Raw genomic sequence first — 19,644 nt, forward strand, 5'->3', positions numbered from 1 at the left:
CTTTCTTTTTAAACTAACAGTTTAATGAATTTTATTTGACAATATATTACACTGAATCTACAAATCACAAATTAAAGTCGCTGGCCATAAGAAGCCGAGCGCCGTGTCTCATTGGTTTTACAGGCCTGAGACAAAAACCCGCTGCGCCGTTGGCGTAAAAATATCTTTTATGAAAGGAGTGCGTAATGAGCACAGACACATTTGACATTACAAAATTATCTGCTGCGATGATTTGCAAAAAGAGATGCTATTCGACAATTCTACGCACACCTTGGATTTATGGCTTGCTTCGTACAGGCATAAAAGATAATGGAGTTTTTGTTAATGGAGAAAAATCATATGAGGACCGTAACTATTCAAAGGCCGGTTGTTGATCTGAAAGCAACCGGTGCACAAATCAAATCACTCAGAATCAAAAGTGGATACACTGTCCACGATATTCAGGCTGTATTCGGTTTTGAATATCCGCAGGCTGTTTATGCCTGGGAAAGTGGAAAGTCAATTCCAACAATCGACAACTTGCTGGTGCTTGCTCACTTGTTTGATGCAGCAGTCGAAGAGATTGTAATTCAGCGCATGATTGAAGTCGAAGTTTCATGCGTTTCAAACAAGATTGAAAAGCTCTGCAACAAGAATTGTAACGATTGCAAATTGCGCCTGAGTGCCTAGTCTTTTTCTGTCTGTAAGCCAAAGTTTTAAATTAATGGTTTACAGACAGACTGAACTTCCAATCATACAATTAAATCATCGCTACCAAATAGAAAGGGTTCCGTTACGCCCTTATTGTAATCAGAGGAAAATATCATGAGAAAATTAGCAAGTGTTCAGACTATCTGGGACGTGCAGCCGATAGAAGGGGCTGACAGGATAGAAGTCGTTTCCGTTTTGGGATGGAAATGCGTTGTCAAAAAGGGCGAATTTAAGAAATACGATTTATGCGTTTATTTTGAAGTAGATGCATTTTTGCCGGTAAAGCCAGAGTTTGAGTTTCTGCGAGACGGATGTTACAGAAGCAACGACTTGAATGGCGAAGGCTTTTTGATGAAAACAAGAAATTTTCGAGGACAGGTTTCACAGGGACTTGTTTTGCCGCTTTCAATTCTGGATGGAATCGAGCCGCTTGATGGAGTTGCATGGAAAACAGGTGATATTGTTAGCGAGCAGCTTGGCGTAAAGAAATGGGAAGTTGCAGAAATCGCTACCGGAAGCGGACGGGTTATCGGGGATTTTCCACACGGCATTCCAAAGACAGATGAGATCCGAGTTCAGGCAGAACCTGGCTTGATTGATGAGTTTAAGGGACTTCCTTATTACATCTCAACCAAGATGGATGGAACCAGTGTGACTATGTATCTGATTGACGGTGAATTTGGAGTCTGCTCAAGGAATTACGAAATTGGCGATGACGAAACAAGTCCTGCCTGGAAGTTCGTTCACAAGCACAATGTTCAGGAAAAAATCAAAAAGGGCGCTGAGGCTCTTGGGTTGAAGAACGTTGTGGTTCAGGGCGAGTTCTGTGGAGAAGGAATTCAGAAAAATCCGCTTAAGCTTGTGACTGCCGAATGGTACGTGTTTACTCTGCGGGATATGGATCAGGGAAAGAGACTGGGTCTTCAAAAGATGCAGACTTTCTGCGAAGCTGCCGGTTTGAACATGGTTCCTGTAGAAGAAACCGGAGACCAGCTTCCATATAAGACTGTGGAGGAATTTATTGAAAGGGCAAAAGGAAAGTATGCAAGCGGAAATCACAAGGAAGGAATTGTTATCAGGCCGATTGAGCCGGTTTACAGCAAAATCCTTGAAGGTCCGCTTTCTATGAAGGTTATCAATAACGATTACCTTTTGAAGCAGAAATAAAAGAAAATCAGCTGTCCGATTTTTTCGGACAGCTGATTTATATAAATATGGAGAATAAAAAATGGATTACGAAAGATTCTTATTTGACTTCATGTAGATAACTAATCTGCGTGGAGGATTAAATGAGTAGAAGTTACAAAAAGCACATGGGCGGTTCTTACTGTGGAGGTTCTGATAAGTATTCTCGATCTGTTTATCATCGAAGCAAAAGACGATCAGACAAGAAGTATTGTTACGAACTTTGTAAAAAGTATGAGATAAAACAGATTTTCGAAAGACAATCCAATTTTTGTTTAGAATGCATGCTTTACATCGAAGAACTGTGTTCTGGTGATTGGGTTTATTGTCCATATCAAACTATAGATGATTTACCAACAGATAAAATTGTGGCAGGAGTAGATTACTCTTGTAGATATGCTGATAAATGGTCATGGGCTAGTGATGGTGGAAGTTTTTTGATGGAAACAGAATCTAGTTTGCGAACTAAATTCAATTCAGAAGTCTTTGGATTGGAAAGTAACTGGAGACATGAACCTCAAAATATCTGGCAGCGTTATCAGTCAGCAATCAAGAATAAACCGCATTATTCTTATGATTTTGTTGATATGATTGTTTCAAAGAACTTACCTAAAAAACAGTTCCTGACTTGTAAAGAACTGGTTTTCTGGTTTAAGGAAAATCAGAAATGGCTTATTCAAGTCTGGAAAAAGTTGAATTATGGGAAGTAATTAAAGGAGATTATTTTAGTGGTGGATTTTTTTCAAAATGTTCACCACTAACTTCCAGAGTTCAAAACGCGTAGTCTTCTTTGGAATATTTATAACTTTCCGAATATAGAGTTTCAGGAGCAATATCAATTTCTCCATCGAGCCATGATACAAAACTATGTATGACTTTAGCAGTTCTGCGATTTTCTTCTTTACTCAAGGGAGCAAAAGCAGAACCTTTATCAAGTAATGAAGTTACGTCAAAAAGACGGGTTTCACCAGTAGAAAATTCTACAAGGAGCATTCCATCATCGAGAATTTTTATAGAAGAGACTTCAATATCAGGAACTAATTCACCTGCATAACAGATTCCATCTTTTGTATACATATCGAATCCTATACTTGCATTTTAACATATTTAGTTTGCTAAATCATCAGAAAAACTTTGGAGAAATAAAAATGACAATCTATATGACAAGCGACCTGCACGTTGACCATTACATAAATCATCGTGTAAGTCTAGAAAACTACATAAACAATGCACTCAAACCAGCGGATGTCCTTTGCGTGGCAGGAGACACCTGCGATGATCCGCATCTTTTTGTGGAATTTTACAAGGTAGTTTCACCCCGTTACAAAAAGATTTTTGTAGTCTTTGGAAATCATGATTTAACTGTGCATAACGAATCATACTTTCGAAACAATCTCTTTACTGAAACACAGGCAAAACTGGACTTTCTGAAAGCAGAAGTTTCAAGGTTCGGAAATGTTTCGATTCTTGATGGGACAGTCGAAGAGTTTGAAGGTGTGAAGTTTGGTGGAACGATGGCTTTTAATGATTTTAGCTGGGCTTATGAAATTGATCCTGAGCCAGACGGAAACATGGCAAAGTTTTTCTGTTATTGGAGAGACTGGTTTGATTACCGACACTGGGAATATATGGGAAATGTTCATAAGGATATTCTTGCTTCACAAATGAAAAAGCTGGATTACGTGGTTTCCCAAAAGCCAGACATCATCATGACTCATTACATTCCGACTTTTTTCGGATCTCTGTCTTTCTTGTTTGTCGTTTTTTTATTTACCGCTTTTACAAGGCATCTAAAACGTACAATTTGTTTTGGCTTTGTTTCGTAAATATAAACCACATCGTTTACTTTTATTAACGAATTTGTTTGATTCCAATCAATTGTGTGATATTTCAAGAAAGCTTTTTCAACATCATAATTTTTCTCGTTACAAGGTAAAAGCCAATAAGTTAATTTTGCCTCTTTGTTCTCGATGCTTGAATTATTGAATGGCTCTACACTTAGATTAGATACATCATAATTCAAATCTTTTAAGCGTTTTTTAGCTTCTGTCAGTTCTTCTTTGGAGAACATATCATGCCATTCCGGCTCAAAAATAATACGCTCAAAACATAAATCAAGTCTGCCAGCCATGTAGAGTTTTGTTAAACCGTCAGTTATCTTATTTTTGGAAACCAATAATTTCTTAACTGCATTCTCAGCACCGCCACAATCTTCAATCATTTTTATAAAAGCGGTTGGATTATAATGGCAATCTTTCTTTGTTTCCAAAATTGATTTTTGTATTCTTTCATCAAAAGTCATATGCACCTCTTATTTATATTATAGGAACTGAAAATGAAATATTTACAAACCTACATCAGCAACTGTATCTGGAAACGTTATCCCCAATAATTCTGAAATTCTTTCCCATGTAGTAAAGCCACAATAAGAATCCTTAAACTTTTGAATTTCATTTATATCCTTTCTGTGTGGCAAGTTTTTCTTGTAATAGAGAATATCTTCATAGCAAGTTAATTCATAATCCTTTATTTTGTCTTCTGCAAAAACATAAAAGAAAAAAACTTGTTTAGTGTTATCGATAATACTATCAACGTGTCGAATTAATTGATCTCGAGGATTTAACCATTCTGTAGAAGTTGTTAAAGAAGGTTCTGTACGCTTAGCTTCTCCAACATATATTGAAGTATCAGTTTCAATGTAAATATCATTTTACTTTAGTTGTATAGAAAGATACTGTATACTTCGGCTATAACTCCTATTTTTTGACACTTATCGCCGAAGTATAACGCATTTTTTATTTATTCAAAAATTAGTTTTAAAAAGTAGGCCGTAGGCCAAAAACCTACCGCCTACGAACTTAAAGTAAGGAGTTTAAGATGGCATGATATAAAAGGCTGGGAAAAAGTGGTACTCTGGTTTGACGGAATCAGAGAGCCGGCGGAAGGTTCTAACTACTGGTGAAGAAGCCACTGCGTGAATGGCAGCCGCTTACTTCGGGTTTAAGATTAATCAAAGCCGACCGCCGTACGCCATAATGAGGCGTGGGGGCATTCCCCACGACCTCGGATAGGAGCACGGTATACCACTACCAGCGTTTACTCCTGATTCCATTTTATCATATAAGTAAAAGTTGAATTTCAGTGAATTCAGATGGATTTAATTGAATTGCTAATTTTAAAATCTAGTGTTATTTTGTAGGTATCCAAGGGCTGAATACCACTATTTTTGGTCTTATTTGTCTATTTAGGTTCAGTAAGCTTCAGTTAAAAACAAAAAACCACTCATTTTTGAGTGGTCTGCTATAGCGGGGGCAGGACTCGAACCTGCGGCCTCCGGGTTATGAGCCCGACGAGCTGCCAACTGCTCTACCCCGCGTCGTATTTCCTGTTATGATATAGAAAGTATTATTAAAAGTCAAGGTGATTTATGCAAAAAACAAGGTGGTTTTTTACTTAATCTTATGGAATTTGCCGTTATTTTTGACAGGTTGTTGATTTTTTTTTCTGTCTACAATAGAATAGATAAACTTATTGATAAAAAGGAATCGGTATGGAAAATTTGGATGAATTGAAAAAAGAAATCAAAGAGACTATTATTTCTACTTTGCAATTAGAAGACATTACTCCAGAAAACATCGTCGATTCTGAGCCGCTTTTTGGTGAAGGACTTGGGCTTGATTCTATAGACGCTCTTGAACTTGGTGTCGGTCTTAAAAAGAAGTTCGGCGTTAAGTTTTCATCAGAGAGTGCTGATAACAAGAAGCATTTTGCATCAGTAGATGCTTTAGCTGAATATATTTCTCAAACGAGAGGTTAGTTTTATGTCAAAAGACGAAATTTTTACAAAATTAAAGGACATCCTTGTTTCTGAATTTGAGATTGAAGAAGATTCCATCACTCCGGATGCAACGCTTTTTGATGATTTGGATCTTGATTCCATTGACTCTATTGATCTTATTCAGAAGATGAAGGAATTTATGCCTGCCGGTACAAAGTTCGATCCTGCAATTTTCAAGACTGTAAAAACAGTTCAGGATGTTGTTGACGCGCTTGTTCCGTATATGGGCTGATGAAAAAATTTCTTACGGTTCTTTTTTATGTTATGGCGGCGGTATATCCGGTGGTTGTATTTACGCTTCTTGTCGTCTTGAAGCTGCCTGTACGGATTCTGTCGCTGTGCGTTATGGTTCTTGCCTGTTCTTTCTTCCTTGGTTTTACCGGCAGGAACAGAACTGACGTAAAAAAAGAAAAAAAAGCGCTGGATTGGCGGCCTATGGTCAGTTCTGCGCTTTTTTTAATTGCGGGTATTGTCTGCTTTGTTACAAACCAGTCGGTTTTCTTAAAGCTGTATTCCGTTGTCATAAGTGTTGTTTTGCTTAGCGTGTTTGGTTCTACGTTGTTTTTTGAGCCGAATATATGCTTTCGTTTTGCTGTGATGTCGGATAAGTCGATTGCCGGTTCTTCATACGAAGCGCAGGTGTGCGCCTATTGCAGGAAAGTTACTGTTGTGTGGTGCTGCTTTTTTATAATAAACGGTAGTATTGCGGCGTATACTGCATTGCACGATTTTGGCTCTGAAGATTTGAATAATAAAATCTGGTCTGTTTATAACGGCGGCATTTCTTATATTCTTATGGGGCTGCTGTTTTCTGTGGAGCTGCTTGTTCGTAAAATGGTGGATAAAAAAATGATAAAGGCATTTTCGTTTACCAAATTCAATGCTGATTCTCGCCCGGACGGTCATATTGTCTGTTTTGAAGGCAGCTGGTCTGACGGTGTATATAAGACCTGGAAGGATTTTCTGACTGATTCCGCAAAAATGCGTGCATTTATCTCACAAAATCCGGCGGACGACTGGATTTTGCACTGCGAGGATTACTGGTACTTTCTCTGTACGTTTACGGCTCTTTTGCAGTGCGGAAAACGCATTCTCCTTACCCAGAACATTTCTGAGGCGTTCATTGATGAAGTAAAAAAGCCCGGCGTGGAATTCCTTACTGACCAGAACGCCGCCGGTTCTGCATCAATTCAAGATATAATAGAAAAAAGTGACTTGCCGGACGAACAGTATATCCGCAGCGTTCCGCAGGTTGATTCTGACAAAACGCGCATTCTGATGTTTACTTCCGGCTCTACGGGAAAGCCTAAGGCTGTTCCGCAGAGGATGACTGAGTTTGAACTTGACAACGCGTTTATAATTTCAAAATGGGCAAAGGAATTTACTTCCAGAAAACTTGTTACTACGGTAAGCCAGCATCATATCTACGGATTTCTGTTCGGTTCATCCCTTCCGTTTACGCTTGGAGTTTCGTTCCGCCGGACTCGTATTACTTTCCCGGAAGAATTTGAAAAACTTTATGATACTGAATATATGATTATTGCAACTCCTGCGTTCCTTAAGAGGACGGTTGAAATTGAGGAGAAACTTCCGCTAAAAAATCCGTTTATTTTTACAAGCGGCGGCGCCTGTTCTGCAGAACTTGCGTTATCTACGGAAAAAGTGTTCGGTTTCTGTCCGCTTGAAGTTTACGGAAGTACGGAAACCAGCGGCATTGCTTACCGCCAGCAGAATAAAGACGGTCTTAAGTTCACTCCGTTTGACAATGCAAAAATCTGGCTTGGCGATGACGGATGCCTCCGCATTGTTTCTCCGTACATAAAAGATCCGCAGGGATTTGCTACCGCAGATTTGGCAGAAATTTTTGACGACGGAAGGTTCATTCTGAAAGGACGTTCTGATTCAATCGTAAAGATTGAAGAAAAGCGGATTTCTATGACGGAAGTTGAAAACCGCATTATGCAGACAGGGCTTGTTTCTGACGTAAAGGTTGTTGCGCTTCAGAATGACGTCCGGCAGTATCTTGCGGCGGCAGTCGTCCTTAATGACAAGGGAAAAAAGCAGTTTGAGAATACCGAGAAATATCTTGTAAACCGGTATTTTCACGACTTTCTTATGCAGTATTTTGAAAATGTCGTTCTGCCAAAAAAATGGCGTTTTCTTGATGCTCTGCCGGTTGACGCGCAGGGAAAAAAGCATAAGCTTGAAATAGAGGCGCTGTTCGAAAAACAGTAGCACGGAAATCGGGAAATTGCAGGGAGTCCTTCAAGTTTCCCGGAGTTATTTTTATAGAGGTGTATATGCCAGAAAATTTGCACGATATAGTGAATGAAACGGTGCTTGAAAAAGCAGATAATAAAGTTTCGCTGAAATTTGTAATTCCGTCGTCAAGTGACTTTTTTGACGGTCATTTTCCGGAGTTCAAGCTGCTTCCTGCCGTTGCGCAGTTTGAGATAATTACGCGTTTTTCCAGAAAATATTTTGGAACGCAGCGTTATGTTCCTTCTATAAAAAGGATAAAATTTTCCGCGCCGATAAGACCTGATTCAGTAATCCGCCTTGATTTGACGCATAATGTGGAAAAAGGTACTGTTTCCTTTACGATGGCTGATTTTGACATCTCTGAAAAAGTCTATTCTTCGGGTTCTTTCTGCGTGATTGATGAATAAATTATGACATACGGGTTTATTGTTCCAGTCTATAATCACGGTTCTACTCTTGATTTTGTCGTGCGGCAGCTTGTTCCGTACGGTTTTCCGGTTATTGTCGTTGATGACGGTAATGACAGCGAGAACCGTGCGTATATTTCTGCCGTTGCCGCTGCTTATCCTCAGGTGGTGCTTGTAACGCGGCGTAAAAACGGCGGAAAGGGAAAGGCGCTTCGTGACGGCGTAAAAAAAGCGTATGAACTGGGACTTACTCATATTTTTCAGATTGATTCCGACGGTCAGCACGATACAGAACGGATTTCTCATTTTCTTGAAATGTCCCGGAAAAATCCTGACGCGGTGATATGCGGTTTTCCTGAATATGAGGAAGATGCCCCGTTAAGCCGCGTAAAGGGAAGGAACATTGCAAACAAGTGGATTCATATAGTGACGCTTTCCGACGACATTAAGGACGGAATGATTGGCTTCAGGATTTATCCAGTTGAACCGTATTATGCGCTTATACGGCGTCACGCTTTTATTGACGGGCGTATGGGCTGCGATATTGAAGTGCTTGTCCGGCTTTTCTGGGCAGGAGTGCCGGTTGTTTCCGAATCGGTAAAAATCAACTACCCGGCTGACGGCATTTCAAATTTTCATCTTGTGCGCGACAATATACGCATTTCGCTTGTGTATACGCGCCTTTGCATCGGTATGATTTTCCGTCTGCCGAAACTGATTTTCAGGAATATCCGGGGCAGACGGCGATGAAGAATGAAGAAAAGTTCCTTCATTGGGCTGATGAAAAAGAAGTAATCTCCAGTAACAGACCGGTAAAATTTCTCCTGCTTCTGCTGGTGCACGTTCCTACGTGCCTTGTGCTGCTTTTGATATACCCGGTAAGTTTTTTCTATCTTATATGTTCAAAAAGGGCGCGTACTGAAGCGCGGCTTTACCAGAAGCAGCTTAAGGAATTTACGCACGGAAAAAGTCCGCGTGTAATCAGTCCGTTCCTTCAAATTCTTTCGTTTTCCCTTTGCGTGCTTGAAAAAATTGTAGGATGGCTCGGTAAAGTTACGTATGACAAGCTTGTCTGCCACGATGACGATTTACAGGAGCTTATTCAGATGCTGGAAAAAAAGCAGGGTGCGGTTCTTATCGGGTCGCACCTTGGGAACATAGAACTTTTGCGCAGTCTGTTCAGTTTTAACCGGACGGGCGTAAGCAGGGAAGTTCCGATTTCGGTGATTATGGAACTTAAGTCTACCGAGCAGTTCAACAAAACTATCAGGGAAGTAAATCCTAAAGCAGGATTTAATGTAATTGACCCTAAGTCCATCGGGCCTGATACGATGATTGCGCTTGACGAACAGGTGAAAAACGGCGGTCTTGTAGTCTTTACTGCTGACAGGACAAGCGCAAATGTCCGGACTCGCTCCGTCCGCCTGCCTTTTTTGGGAAAAGAAGCTGATTTTCCGTACGGCGTGTTTCTTCTTACAGTCCTGTTGAATGCTCCTACGTATTTTGTGTTTGCGCTCCGTACAAAAACTTCTACCTTAAATCCGCGCTATAATATTTTTGTAGAACGTGCCCGGACTTCTCTTTCCTGCACAAGAAGCGAGCGTGACGGATGCATACGCAGCCTTTGCCGCGAATTCGTTGAAAAACTTGAAAAATACTGTCGGGAGTTCCCTTACCAGTGGTACAATTTCTATAATTTCTGGCTTCTGTCAGACAATAAAGGGGCGTAACTATGGAAAAAGTGCTTCTTGAAGCGGAAATGCCGTTCAAAGTGGAATTCTACGATGTAGATACGATGGGCGTTGTCTGGCACGGAAATTACATAAAGTATATGGAGGCAGTGCGCTGCGTCCTGCTTGATAAAATCGGCTACGGCTATTCAGAAATGATGAAGGAAGGCTTTGCTTTTCCTGTTATTACTATTAATTTAAAATATGTGCGGTCGCTTGTTTTCGGTGAAAATGCTGTCATAAAGGCATATCTTCTGGAATACAAGGACAGGCTGCGGATAAAATATGAAGTGCTCAATTCTGCCGGAATGGTTGCGACAAAAGGAGAAACTGTCCAGATTGCGGTTGACTGGAACACAAAAGAAACTCAGTTTGAGAGTCCTGAACTGTTTGTTCAGAGAGTAGAAGAAACTATAGGAAATAAAGCACGCTAGGACTGCCGGGCAGTTCTGGTTTTTTGCTGGGGGAAAATTGATGAAACGGAAGTTTTTTGTCGGAGTGTGTGCGGTTTTTATGGCAGTGTATGCAGCTGCTCAGTCTGTTACGTTTGATTTGGTGTGTGAAAATCTTGCAAAACATCCGAATATGACCGGAAATTTTACGCAGGTAAAAACAATAAAGGCGGTCAACCGCTCGCTCAAGTCGAACGGAACTTTTATATTCAGCCTTGAAGGAATTATGTGGAAGACGGAAAAGCCGTTTCCGTCCTCGCTGGCAGTAGGAATGACGACCGTCATTCAGACAAAGGCGGACGGTACTCAGACGGTGATTGACGCTTCGTCAAACCAGATTTTTACGAGCATTTCGACGACGTTAAGTTCAATGTTCAGCGGAAATGCAGAAGGTCTTTCCGAAAACTTCAACGTGTCTTTTTCTTCTTCCGGAAATTTGTGGACGGCGGTTCTTACTCCTAAAGACAGCGTGGTTGCCGCAGTCCTTACTTCTCTTTCTGTTTCTGGAACTGCAACGGCTTCTTTTGCGGAACTTGATTCAATAGTTATGACGGAAGCTTCAGGAGATACGATTACCTATTCATTCACGGATCAGAAATATCCAAAGGAGTTGACTGCTGATGAGAAAGCTTGCTTCACTGCAAAATAAAACATATCTTCGCATCTGGATTGCATATCATCTGCTGGTTGCTGCTGCGTTTGTGTTTATGCTTTTTGCAAAGCACGGAGCGGTAAAGGTTGATGCAGATTTATTCAATATGCTTCCTAAACCTGTTATGGAAAAGGCGCTCAGTTCTGCAGATGAAAAACTTACAGAGATGACTGGGCAGAACGTTTTTATTCTTGTTTCAAATGAGTCTTTTGCCGAGGCGAAGGCAGCCGCAGAAACGGTGTATGCACAACTGAAAGGAAGTCCGCGCTTTAAGTCGATTTCATTGTATCAGGATACGTCGAATTTTGGCGGAGTTCTTGAGTTTATTCAGGATTTCCGCTGGAATCTTCTTGATGAAAAGACTTGCGCTGAACTGAATGCGCCCGGCGGTGCAGAAATTTTTGCGCAGAACGCCCTTGCTTCGGCATACGGTGCGTTTACGATGACGTCGCTTGAAAATCTTGAAACAGACCCTTTCCTTTTGGGCGAGCATAACCTTCAGAATTATCTTTCTTACCTTCAGAACGCAGGAACTTCTATGTCGCTTAAGGACGGAGTGATGGCTTCGTTCGTGAAAGATAAATGGTATGTGATGATACGCGCCGTTTTAAGCAAGCAGGGAGCGGCTCTTGCAAGCAAGGAAAACGCCGTCGTACAAATTCACGAAGTCTGCGACCCCCTTGAAAAGGACGGAACTCATTTTGTGTATTCGGGAACGCCTTTTCACAGCTATAAAAGTTCTTCCAATGCAACAAAGGAAATTTCTATAATCACAACTGTTTCTATGCTTGTGGTTCTTACTATATTGCTGCTTATTTTTAAGCGTCCGCATCCGATTGTTTTTTCACTGCTTTCTATTTTCATTTCAACTGTTACGGCGATGGCGGCTACGTTTGCACTGTTCGGAAAAATGCACATTCTTACGCTTGTATTCGGAACGTCGCTTATTGGTTCGTGCATTGACTACAGCCTTCATTATTTTATTTCCTGGAAAGCGAATACGGACTTTCATTCGGGAAGCGAAATTCGTGCCCATCTTTTAAAAGGTCTGGGGCTTTCACTTATCTCAACTGTCCTGTGCTATTTTGTGCTTGTGTTTGCGCCGTTCAATCTTTTAAAGCAGATGTCGGTCTTTTCTATGGCAGGAATTGTAAGTACGTTCCTTACTGCGATTGCAATTTATCCGTACATTCCTGTGCCGGAAACTGGCAAGGACGTTTATCTTATCAAACTTATGAAAACGCCGTCCTGGTACAACAAAAAGTTTGTGGGACGCGTCGTAGTTACGTTGATGTTCGTTGTTTCAATCGGAACGCTGCTTGTCTGCCACAAGAATTTCAAGATAGAAAACAACGTTGCTTCGCTTTACAAAATGGAAGGCAGGGAATTTCAGGACGAGACAGAGGCATCTCAGGTTTTGAATTACAGTCCGAGCGGATGGTTTATCGTAAGCGGCAGGACTGTTGAAGATGTGCTTCAGAATGAAGAAGCCGTTACTGCAAAACTTAAAGTCGTGAACGAAGGAAAGGCAAAAGGCGGCTATATCTGTACGTCTGCGTTTATTCCTTCCATAAAAAAGCAGCAGGAATCGCGGGCGGCGTCGGAACGGCTTTTGCCTCTTGCGGCAGAACAGTATGAATATCTTGGCTATGACGCGTCGCTTGCATCGTCACTCCGTAAAGAATTCTATGCCGGAAAAGACGATTTTATTCAGATGGGAAAAAATGTTCCTGAGTATCTTGAAAGAGCCGTTTCTTCTGCCTGGATAGGCGAAATTGACGGAAAATATTATTCCGTCGTTCTTCCTACGTCAGTTACGGACTATGATGCCTATGTGAAAATAGCCGATGAGTCAGACGATGTGTTTTTTATAAGCAAAGTGCGCAATATGAACAGTGATTTGGATCGCCTTTCAAAAATGATTCTTACACTGTTTGTCATCGTGTACATTGTGATTTTTGTCGTTCTGCGTTTTTTCTATACCTGGAAACAGTCTTTCAAGATTATTTCCGTGCCGCTTCTTATCGTGCTGTTTATAGTTGCAATTTTCTCCCTTGCGAACATTCATCTGGAATTCTTCTCTATTGTTGGAATGATTTTGGTGTTCGGTCTGGGACTTGATTACGTCATCTATATGATGGAAAACGAAAAGCGTAAGGATGAGTCTGAAAACGCAAAGCTTGAACCGTTTGCCATTGCACTTTCTTTTGTTACAACGGCTGTTTCGTTCGGTTCGCTTGCGCTCAGTAAGTTCATCCCTGTTCATATGATAGGACTTTCGATTTTCATCGGACTTGCGGTGGCGTACGTAAGTACGTTCTTCTATACGCGTGCGGAATTCTAGCCGGCAGAAAATCGCAGCGTTTTCCGGCGTTTGACAAGGTTTCATATAAAATTTACAATATCTTCATATTATGAAAAATTGTCATTCGCCGTTTTTTGCTGTAATAACAGTGCCGCTTTTCGTTCTGTGTATGCAGTTTTTTTTAAGCTGTGCCTCTACCAAAAACGAAATCGGTGCTGATATATCGCCGGTGTACATTACTAACACCAAAAAATTCTATCTCCTTTCGCCGGATAACATTGAAAAGCCGGTAGACAGCCTTCAGCTTTTAACAGGCTCGTTCGGGGACAGTTCGTTCGTGCTTCAGGCATTTTTGCAGGCAGACGAAAACGGCTTTTTTCTTTCCCTCCTTAACGATTTTGGAACGGGAATGGGAAATCTGGTGTATGACGGCACAAAAATCACCTTTGATTCCGCTGTTTTTCCTAAAAGCCTGAAGCCGGAATATATTGCTTCCGACCTTCAGTTTGCCTATTACAAGCCGTCTGCGATTAAAAAAAGCCTTTCCGAACTTAATCTTGTTTTTACCCTGACGAATGAGGACGGTAAGGAAATCCGCCGCATTATGAACGGAACAAAATGTATTGAGCAGATTTCAAAGTCTGACGGCGTTGTTGACATTGAAAATTTTTTGCGCGGCTACCGCTACAATCTGCAGGAGGCGGCTGAATAATGGGCGCTTCTGTGTATCTTTCAAAACCTGGCGTTTTATGCGCCGCCGGCAGTAACGCAGACGAACTTTGGAATTCCGTAACGGACGGAAAACAGGACGGAATACGGAAAGTTACTGCGCTGAACGGAAAAACGTTTTTTGCAGGGAGAATAGCCGATGACGTTCTCTGCAAGCCGTCTTCTGCGCGTTACGATATGCGGATTATGCGCATTGAAGAATTGTGCCTGCGCCAGATTGAATCTGATATTGAGCGCGTAAAAACTCTGTACGGAGCAGAAAAAATCGGCGTATGCGTCGGTTCGTGCGATAATGGTACGGAATTTTCCCTTGCCGGACACCGCACTTATTTTAAAAGCGGCTCTTTCCCTTCTGATTATTCTCTTGAAATTCAGGGTGCAGACTATGTTGCTGCGTTTATCCGCGAAAAATATTTGCTTTCAGGTCCGTGCCTTACGTTCAGTACGGCGTGTTCTTCAAGTGCCGGTGCTATTGTAAAGGCGGCGGAACTTTTGAAAAGCGGCATTTGCGATGCAGTTATTGCAGGCGGCGTTGATATTGCAAGCGACACAGTTCTTATGGGATTTGATTCGCTTGAAGCCGTTTCCAGTGAAATAACAAATCCGTTCAGCAAAAACCGTCACGGAATTACGTTGGGGGAAGCCGCCGCATTTTTTGTGATGACGCGTGATATGCCGGAAGGAAACGCTCCTTTTGCAAGGCTTTTGGGCTGGGGTGAAAGCGCAGATGCGTATCATATGACGTCGCCTGAACCGGGCGGCGACGGTGCGTTTCGTGCAATGAAAAGTGCGCTTGCAAGTGCCGGTCTGAATGCAGCTGACGTTGACTATATAAATCTTCACGGTACCGGCACAAAATTCAACGATTCTATGGAAGCAAAGGCGGTAGATGCGCTGTTCGGTGCGAGGGAAACTCCTGTTTTGTGCAGTACGACAAAGCCGCTTACCGGGCATACGCTTGGTGCGGCAGGTGCGCTTGAAGCGGCGGTGTGCTTTCTTTCCATTGTAAATAACATCGGAAAAGCGGCAGGGGAGATTAAGCTTCCGGTGCAGGTGTGGGACGGTGTTCAGGACGAGCAACTTCCTTTTCTGAATATCGTAAGCAAAGGCAAAAACTGTGCCGCCGGAAAAGTGCGCGTCTGTATGTCGAACTCGTTTGCGTTCGGCGGCGCGAATTCCAGCCTGATTTTAGGGCTTTAGCAAAAAAACGGCAGAAGCAGTATATATAAAGAAAGAAACTAAGAAACGAGGTGTTTTTATGGCTGTAGAACCAAAAGCTGTCGGGCAGTTTATTGACCATGACGAGCTGATTGATTATCTTCCTCACAAGGGAAAAATGTTCCTTTTGAGCAGGGTGACCCAGCACGACGTAAATCTGCATACGATTACAAGCGAGTACGATATTACCAAAAACTGCATTTTTTACGAGGAAGAATTCGGCGGAGTTCCTACATGGGCAGGATTTGAGCTTATGGCACAGGGAATCTCTGCGCTTACCGGAATTACAAACAAAATCAAGGGACGCGAGCCTCTTCCGGGAATGATTTTGAGCGTAGTTGATTTTAAAGCATCTGTAGGATTTTTAAAGGACAGAACAACCGTTCAGATGAAAATTGCAGAAGACTTCCGCGACGAAGAAACGTACACTTACCGCTATCTTTGCGAACTGTATGCCGCACCGGGAGATAAGGAACCGGCTGCAACTGCAAAAATTACGGTAATGGAAACGGAAGATATGAAAGGAATGTTCAGTAAATAAGCAGGAAAATTTCTGTTTTTCCTGTCATTGTGCGTGATTTTCTTCTGACATTGACATTCACCTTTATAGCGTTTAAAATGAATTAACAGTTTTTATAAAAATTTCAAAATGGGGAATCTTTATATGAATGAAGACAAAAAAGTTTTGGTTACAGGTGCTTCTGGCGGAATCGGACGTGCGTGCGCTGTAGAAGCTGCAAAAGCGGGCTACTATGTAATCTGCCATTATAACGGAAGCAAAGGCAAGGCTGAAGAAACTCTTGCCCAAATTGAAGCTGCCGGCGGAAAAGGCGAGCTCATTCAGTTTAATATTTCAGACAGAGAAGATTGCAAGGTAAAACTTGACGAAATGACTGCAAAGCACGGTGTCTTGTGGGGAATAATAAACAACGCCGGAATTACGCGCGATAATACATTCGTAGGACTTACAGGCGATGATTGGGATGCTGTCATTCACACAAACCTTGACAGTTTCTACAACGTTCTTAGTCCTCTTGTTATGGGAATGGCAAGCCGCAAGAACAAGCGCGGCGGACGTATCATTACGATGGCTTCCGTAAGCGGACTGTACGGTAACCGTGGTCAGACAAACTATTCTGCTTCAAAAGCGGGCATCATCGGTGCTACAAAGGCTCTTGCAGTAGAACTTGCAGGACGTAACATTACGGTAAACTGCATTGCGCCTGGCGTTATCGAAACTGATATGACAAAGGCGATTGATCCGCAGATTTATGATATGATTATGGGAACAATTCCTATGAAACGCGCAGGAAAGCCTGAGGAGATTGGAGCGCTGGCTGTGTTCCTTCTGAGCGAGGCTGCCGGATATATTACGCGGCAGGTCATTACAGTTAATGGCGGTATGCAATAATGAATTTTACAAAACCAAACGGAAAGCGCCGCGTCGTTATTACGGGCGCAGGAATGATGAGCGGTCTGGGACAGAGCTGGGACGAAGCATATACTCAGCTTAAGTCATATAAAAACTGCATAAAAGATATGGAAGAATGGCACGACATTCAGGGAATGAATACGCATCTTGCCTGCCCTGCAAAGGGTGATATTCCAAAATATCCGCGCAAGCTTATCCGCGGAATGGGACGCGTTGCACTTCTTTCTTATCATACGTCGCAGATGGCACTTGAAATGGCAGGACTTTTAAATCCTGAAACAAAAGACATTGTTGATGAATGCAAGAACGGACGTACCGGCGTTGCATACGGTTCTTCAATGGGTTCGTTTGATTCCATTCAGGAACTGACCAGCGTTATGGAAGACCGCTGTACTGCAAAAGTCAATTCTTCTACCTACATAAAATGTATGCCGCATACGTGCGCTGCAAATATCGAAGTTACATATCAGCTGAAAGGTCGTATGATAGTAACGTCTGAGGCATGTACTTCCGGCAGCCAGTCAATCGGCTATGCGTATGAAACGATAGAAAACGGACTTCAGGATATGATGATTGCAGGCGGAGCTGAGGAACTTTGTCCTCCTGATGCAGCAATTTTTGACCAGCTTGGTTCTACTTCCATCCGCAATGACCACCCGGAAAATGCGCCGAGTCCGTTTGACAAAGACCGCGATGGTCTTGTTATTGGTGAAGGCGCCGGGACGCTCATCCTTGAGGATTTGGAACACGCTATAAAACGCGGCGCAAAAATATACGCAGAAATCGTTGGATTTGGAACGAACACTGACGGTACTCACATTACTTCGCCGAACAGCGAAACGATGGGAATTTGTATGCAGCTTGCACTTGACAGTGCCGGTCTGAACGGAAGTGAAATTGCGTATGTAAATGCACACGGAACGTCTACTCATCACGGAGATATTGCTGAAACAACGGCAACTGCGCGTGTTTTTGGAAGACGCGTTCCGATTTCTTCTACAAAATCGTATATCGGTCATACGCTCGGTGCTTGCGGTGCCGTTGAGGCGTGGCTTACAATCAATATGATGAACGAGGGATGGTTCCATCCGACTCTTAATCTGAACAATATTGACCCGGAATGCGGTGATTTGGACTACATCAAGGGTGAAGGACGCAAAATTGATGCGGAATACGTTATGTCCAATAATTTTGCGTTTGCCGGAATAAATACGTCATTGATTTTCAAAAAATGGCACAATGAATAGAAATGTCTGCCGTTTTTGAAACGGCATTCAGCAGTAAGACCGCTCCGCAAAAAAATGCGCGGGCGGTTTTTTTGTCTGTATCTTAAAATTGATACGCTTTTGTGAATATGGTATACTTTTAATATGAAATTTACGAGCACACGAAACAAATCTTTGTCCGTGGGATTTTCACAGGCTGTTTTGAATTGTATGCCTGATGACGGAGGGCTTTACGTTCCTTTTGAAACGGAAGATTTACGCCGCTGGATTTTGTATACGGATGAGAATACGTCATTTTCTTCGCTGGCAGGCTCTTTGACTTCGGCATTTATAAAAGATGAATTCAGTCCGATTATCTGCGAAACGATTGCAACGCGGGCATTTCCTTTTTCTCCGGAAATAAAGCAGCTTGACGAAAATCTTTTTCTGCTTGAACTGTTCCACGGACCTACGGGAATTCACCGGGATTTCGGCATTTCGTTTTTAGTTTCCTGTCTGGAAACAATACTTCAATTAAAAGGAGAAAAGGCGACTTTCCTTGATGTTTCTACTGGCGAATTGGGGGCAAGCCTTGCGTATGCACTGCGCGGAAAAAAGAATATCCGTGCGGTTCTGGTGTATCCTAAGGGAACGGTTACGGGTCTTTCTGACGAGGATTTTTACTGGAACGGCGGAAATATATATCCGGTGGAAGTGGATGGTACGGAGAAGGAATGCCACGATATTGTAAGGGCTGTTTTTGCGGAAAAGCAGTTTGTTCTGAAAAATGCGCTGACAGTTGCGAATACGGCGAACATCGGACGGCTTTTGCCGCAGGCTTTTTTCTATCCGTTTGCGTTCTCCAGGATTAAGAATAAGGTAAATTCATCAATTTTCTATGCGCTTGCACCAGGAAACTACAGTAATGTGGCGGCCGGATTGTACGCCTGGCAGTTTGCGCTTCCTTTGAACGGATTTATTCTTCCTGCAACGGATTCTCTTACCATTGACCCTGTTGGAAATCCGATCCTGCTTGATTCTGTTGTTCCGCTTGCAAAGCGGATTGCAGCCGATCCGTCAGAGCCGTCGAATATAGAACGACTTGAAGATATTTTCAGCGCAAACAGCCTGATGATGAAGCATTTTCTTTATCCATACGCAATAAGCGATGATGATGTAAATGATGCGGCGAAAGAACTATTTTTGAAATATAAAGTATATGCGGACAGACATACGGCTCGTGCCTATGCTGCGTCTGTTCTTCACGGAAAAGCAAATAGCGGTGAACCGTATGCAACTGTGCTTGTTGCAAGGGATTCTCCGTCACTTTCGGAGGAATTTGTGCGCCACACCGTAGGAGAAGTTCCTGAAATGCGGGAAAGCGTCCGCAATTCGCTTAAAGCCGTTGATTTGAACCGTGAATGCGTTTCTTCGCCGGAAGAATTGAAACGCATAATAGAAACGCTTTAAAAAAATCCCCCTGAAAAGCAATTTGTTTTTCAGGGGAATTTTTTTTCGTAAGTTTTTATTTGTGCGGAG

Annotated in this window: 21 protein-coding genes and 1 tRNA gene; 19 read left to right on the top strand and 3 right to left on the bottom strand. The window is 42.3% G+C overall.

Annotated elements, in window-relative coordinates; genetic code table 11:
- Window positions 1–324: 324 nt before the first annotated feature.
- From B5D55_RS10485 to B5D55_RS10495, 3 genes are all read left to right on the top strand, one after another.
- Window positions 325–669, top strand: coding sequence for a helix-turn-helix domain-containing protein (locus B5D55_RS10485; protein WP_234975426.1), 345 nt, complete (start codon window positions 325–327; stop codon window positions 667–669).
- Between the two features lie 135 nt (window positions 670–804).
- Complete coding sequence (locus tag B5D55_RS10490) at window positions 805–1,857, top strand: RNA ligase family protein (protein WP_078933966.1); 1,053 nt, start codon at window positions 805–807, stop codon at window positions 1,855–1,857.
- Window positions 1,858–1,979: 122 nt separating this feature from the next.
- Entirely contained in the window at window positions 1,980–2,585 is a 606-nt protein-coding gene (locus tag B5D55_RS10495; protein WP_078933967.1) for a hypothetical protein, read from the top strand.
- 61 nt (window positions 2,586–2,646) lie between these two features.
- Here the strand turns inward: B5D55_RS10495 and B5D55_RS10500 are convergent, their stop codons facing one another.
- Window positions 2,647–2,952 carry a DUF2442 domain-containing protein gene (locus tag B5D55_RS10500; RefSeq protein ID WP_078933968.1) on the bottom strand — a complete coding sequence of 102 codons (306 nt, stop codon included), beginning with the start codon at window positions 2,950–2,952 and terminating at the stop codon, window positions 2,647–2,649.
- Window positions 2,953–3,023: 71 nt separating this feature from the next.
- Between B5D55_RS10500 and B5D55_RS10505 the strand changes: the two genes are divergently transcribed.
- Window positions 3,024–3,701, top strand: a complete 678-nt coding sequence (locus tag B5D55_RS10505) for a metallophosphoesterase (protein WP_078933969.1) — start codon at window positions 3,024–3,026, stop codon at window positions 3,699–3,701.
- Here the strand turns inward: B5D55_RS10505 and B5D55_RS11510 are convergent.
- Together B5D55_RS11510 and B5D55_RS10510 are read right to left on the bottom strand one after the other, a co-directional pair.
- Complete coding sequence (locus B5D55_RS11510; protein WP_143593345.1) at window positions 3,593–4,177, bottom strand: hypothetical protein; 585 nt, start codon at window positions 4,175–4,177, stop codon at window positions 3,593–3,595. The two genes, B5D55_RS10505 and B5D55_RS11510, sit on opposite strands and share 109 nt — an antisense overlap.
- Before the next feature lie 1,001 nt (window positions 4,178–5,178).
- A tRNA-Met gene (locus B5D55_RS10510) sits at window positions 5,179–5,251 on the bottom strand.
- A gap of 174 nt (window positions 5,252–5,425) precedes the next feature.
- Here B5D55_RS10510 and B5D55_RS10515 point away from each other — a divergent pair.
- The 15 genes from B5D55_RS10515 (at window position 5,426) to B5D55_RS10585 (ending at window position 19,575) form a co-directional block, all read left to right on the top strand.
- Window positions 5,426–5,692 carry a phosphopantetheine-binding protein gene (locus tag B5D55_RS10515; RefSeq protein WP_143593346.1) on the top strand — a complete coding sequence of 89 codons (267 nt, stop codon included), beginning with the start codon at window positions 5,426–5,428 and terminating at the stop codon, window positions 5,690–5,692.
- A 4-nt stretch (window positions 5,693–5,696) separates the two neighbouring features.
- Window positions 5,697–5,945 (top strand): acyl carrier protein, encoded by a 249-nt coding sequence (locus tag B5D55_RS10520; protein ID WP_078933970.1) that lies wholly within the window; start codon window positions 5,697–5,699, stop codon window positions 5,943–5,945.
- On the top strand, window positions 5,945–7,948 hold the full coding sequence (locus tag B5D55_RS10525; protein WP_078933971.1) for an AMP-binding protein: 2,004 nt from the start codon (window positions 5,945–5,947) through the stop codon (window positions 7,946–7,948). Before B5D55_RS10520 ends, B5D55_RS10525 begins: the two co-directional genes overlap by 1 nt.
- 65 nt (window positions 7,949–8,013) lie before the next feature.
- The gene (locus tag B5D55_RS10530) at window positions 8,014–8,382 is read left to right on the top strand and encodes an ApeI family dehydratase (RefSeq protein ID WP_078933972.1); all 369 of its coding nucleotides are present in this window, start codon (window positions 8,014–8,016) and stop codon (window positions 8,380–8,382) included.
- Between the two features lie 3 nt (window positions 8,383–8,385).
- On the top strand, window positions 8,386–9,132 hold the full coding sequence (locus B5D55_RS10535) for a glycosyltransferase family 2 protein (protein WP_078933973.1): 747 nt from the start codon (window positions 8,386–8,388) through the stop codon (window positions 9,130–9,132).
- The gene (locus B5D55_RS10540; protein ID WP_159446216.1) at window positions 9,066–10,112 is read left to right on the top strand and encodes an LpxL/LpxP family acyltransferase; all 1,047 of its coding nucleotides are present in this window, start codon (window positions 9,066–9,068) and stop codon (window positions 10,110–10,112) included. The genes B5D55_RS10535 and B5D55_RS10540 overlap by 67 nt, the downstream gene beginning before the upstream one ends.
- 2 nt (window positions 10,113–10,114) lie before the next feature.
- Entirely contained in the window at window positions 10,115–10,546 is a 432-nt protein-coding gene (locus B5D55_RS10545) for an acyl-CoA thioesterase (RefSeq protein ID WP_078933975.1), read from the top strand.
- A 40-nt stretch (window positions 10,547–10,586) separates the two neighbouring features.
- Window positions 10,587–11,213 carry an outer membrane lipoprotein carrier protein LolA gene (locus B5D55_RS10550; protein WP_078933976.1) on the top strand — a complete coding sequence of 209 codons (627 nt, stop codon included), beginning with the start codon at window positions 10,587–10,589 and terminating at the stop codon, window positions 11,211–11,213.
- The gene (locus tag B5D55_RS10555) at window positions 11,185–13,560 is read left to right on the top strand and encodes an MMPL family transporter (protein WP_078933977.1); all 2,376 of its coding nucleotides are present in this window, start codon (window positions 11,185–11,187) and stop codon (window positions 13,558–13,560) included. The genes B5D55_RS10550 and B5D55_RS10555 overlap by 29 nt, the downstream gene beginning before the upstream one ends.
- A 70-nt stretch (window positions 13,561–13,630) precedes the next feature.
- A complete protein-coding gene (locus B5D55_RS10560) occupies window positions 13,631–14,233 on the top strand; it encodes a DUF3261 domain-containing protein (protein ID WP_078933978.1) in 603 nt (200 codons plus the stop codon).
- A complete protein-coding gene (locus B5D55_RS10565; RefSeq protein WP_078933979.1) occupies window positions 14,233–15,450 on the top strand; it encodes a beta-ketoacyl synthase N-terminal-like domain-containing protein in 1,218 nt (405 codons plus the stop codon). The genes B5D55_RS10560 and B5D55_RS10565 overlap by 1 nt, the downstream gene beginning before the upstream one ends.
- Window positions 15,451–15,508: 58 nt before the next feature.
- Window positions 15,509–16,009 (top strand): hotdog family protein, encoded by a 501-nt coding sequence (locus B5D55_RS10570; protein WP_078933980.1) that lies wholly within the window; start codon window positions 15,509–15,511, stop codon window positions 16,007–16,009.
- Window positions 16,010–16,132: 123 nt separating this feature from the next.
- Window positions 16,133–16,879, top strand: a complete 747-nt coding sequence (fabG, locus tag B5D55_RS10575; RefSeq protein WP_078933981.1) for a 3-oxoacyl-ACP reductase FabG — start codon at window positions 16,133–16,135, stop codon at window positions 16,877–16,879.
- Window positions 16,879–18,147, top strand: a complete 1,269-nt coding sequence (locus B5D55_RS10580; RefSeq protein WP_078933982.1) for a beta-ketoacyl-ACP synthase — start codon at window positions 16,879–16,881, stop codon at window positions 18,145–18,147. The genes fabG and B5D55_RS10580 overlap by 1 nt, the downstream gene beginning before the upstream one ends.
- 123 nt (window positions 18,148–18,270) lie before the next feature.
- The gene (locus tag B5D55_RS10585) at window positions 18,271–19,575 is read left to right on the top strand and encodes a pyridoxal-phosphate dependent enzyme (protein ID WP_078933983.1); all 1,305 of its coding nucleotides are present in this window, start codon (window positions 18,271–18,273) and stop codon (window positions 19,573–19,575) included.
- Window positions 19,576–19,644: the final 69 nt, after the last annotated feature.

Origin of the sequence: Treponema porcinum, assembly GCF_900167145.1 — a bacterium.
Classification (GTDB): Bacteria; Spirochaetota; Spirochaetia; order Treponematales; family Treponemataceae; genus Treponema_D; species Treponema_D porcinum.

Excerpts from the sequence above, each read along its gene's own strand:
- B5D55_RS10535 (WP_078933973.1), top strand. The coding sequence starts at position 8,386 with ATGACATACGGGTTTATTGTTCCAGTCTATAATCACGGTTCTACTCTT.
- B5D55_RS10530 (WP_078933972.1), top strand. The coding sequence starts at position 8,014 with ATGCCAGAAAATTTGCACGATATAGTGAATGAAACGGTGCTTGAAAAA.
- B5D55_RS10585 (WP_078933983.1), top strand. The coding sequence starts at position 18,271 with ATGAAATTTACGAGCACACGAAACAAATCTTTGTCCGTGGGATTTTCA.
- B5D55_RS10500 (WP_078933968.1), bottom strand. The coding sequence starts at position 2,952 with ATGTATACAAAAGATGGAATCTGTTATGCAGGTGAATTAGTTCCTGAT.
- B5D55_RS10560 (WP_078933978.1), top strand. The coding sequence starts at position 13,631 with ATGAAAAATTGTCATTCGCCGTTTTTTGCTGTAATAACAGTGCCGCTT.
- B5D55_RS10570 (WP_078933980.1), top strand. The coding sequence starts at position 15,509 with ATGGCTGTAGAACCAAAAGCTGTCGGGCAGTTTATTGACCATGACGAG.
- B5D55_RS11510 (WP_143593345.1), bottom strand. The coding sequence starts at position 4,177 with ATGACTTTTGATGAAAGAATACAAAAATCAATTTTGGAAACAAAGAAA.
- B5D55_RS10565 (WP_078933979.1), top strand. The coding sequence starts at position 14,233 with ATGGGCGCTTCTGTGTATCTTTCAAAACCTGGCGTTTTATGCGCCGCC.
- B5D55_RS10550 (WP_078933976.1), top strand. The coding sequence starts at position 10,587 with ATGAAACGGAAGTTTTTTGTCGGAGTGTGTGCGGTTTTTATGGCAGTG.
- B5D55_RS10490 (WP_078933966.1), top strand. The coding sequence starts at position 805 with ATGAGAAAATTAGCAAGTGTTCAGACTATCTGGGACGTGCAGCCGATA.
- B5D55_RS10515 (WP_143593346.1), top strand. The coding sequence starts at position 5,426 with ATGGAAAATTTGGATGAATTGAAAAAAGAAATCAAAGAGACTATTATT.
- B5D55_RS10495 (WP_078933967.1), top strand. The coding sequence starts at position 1,980 with ATGAGTAGAAGTTACAAAAAGCACATGGGCGGTTCTTACTGTGGAGGT.
- B5D55_RS10555 (WP_078933977.1), top strand. The coding sequence starts at position 11,185 with ATGAGAAAGCTTGCTTCACTGCAAAATAAAACATATCTTCGCATCTGG.
- fabG (WP_078933981.1), top strand. The coding sequence starts at position 16,133 with ATGAATGAAGACAAAAAAGTTTTGGTTACAGGTGCTTCTGGCGGAATC.
- B5D55_RS10525 (WP_078933971.1), top strand. The coding sequence starts at position 5,945 with ATGAAAAAATTTCTTACGGTTCTTTTTTATGTTATGGCGGCGGTATAT.
- B5D55_RS10505 (WP_078933969.1), top strand. The coding sequence starts at position 3,024 with ATGACAATCTATATGACAAGCGACCTGCACGTTGACCATTACATAAAT.
- B5D55_RS10485 (WP_234975426.1), top strand. The coding sequence starts at position 325 with ATGGAGAAAAATCATATGAGGACCGTAACTATTCAAAGGCCGGTTGTT.
- B5D55_RS10580 (WP_078933982.1), top strand. The coding sequence starts at position 16,879 with ATGAATTTTACAAAACCAAACGGAAAGCGCCGCGTCGTTATTACGGGC.
- B5D55_RS10545 (WP_078933975.1), top strand. The coding sequence starts at position 10,115 with ATGGAAAAAGTGCTTCTTGAAGCGGAAATGCCGTTCAAAGTGGAATTC.
- B5D55_RS10520 (WP_078933970.1), top strand. The coding sequence starts at position 5,697 with ATGTCAAAAGACGAAATTTTTACAAAATTAAAGGACATCCTTGTTTCT.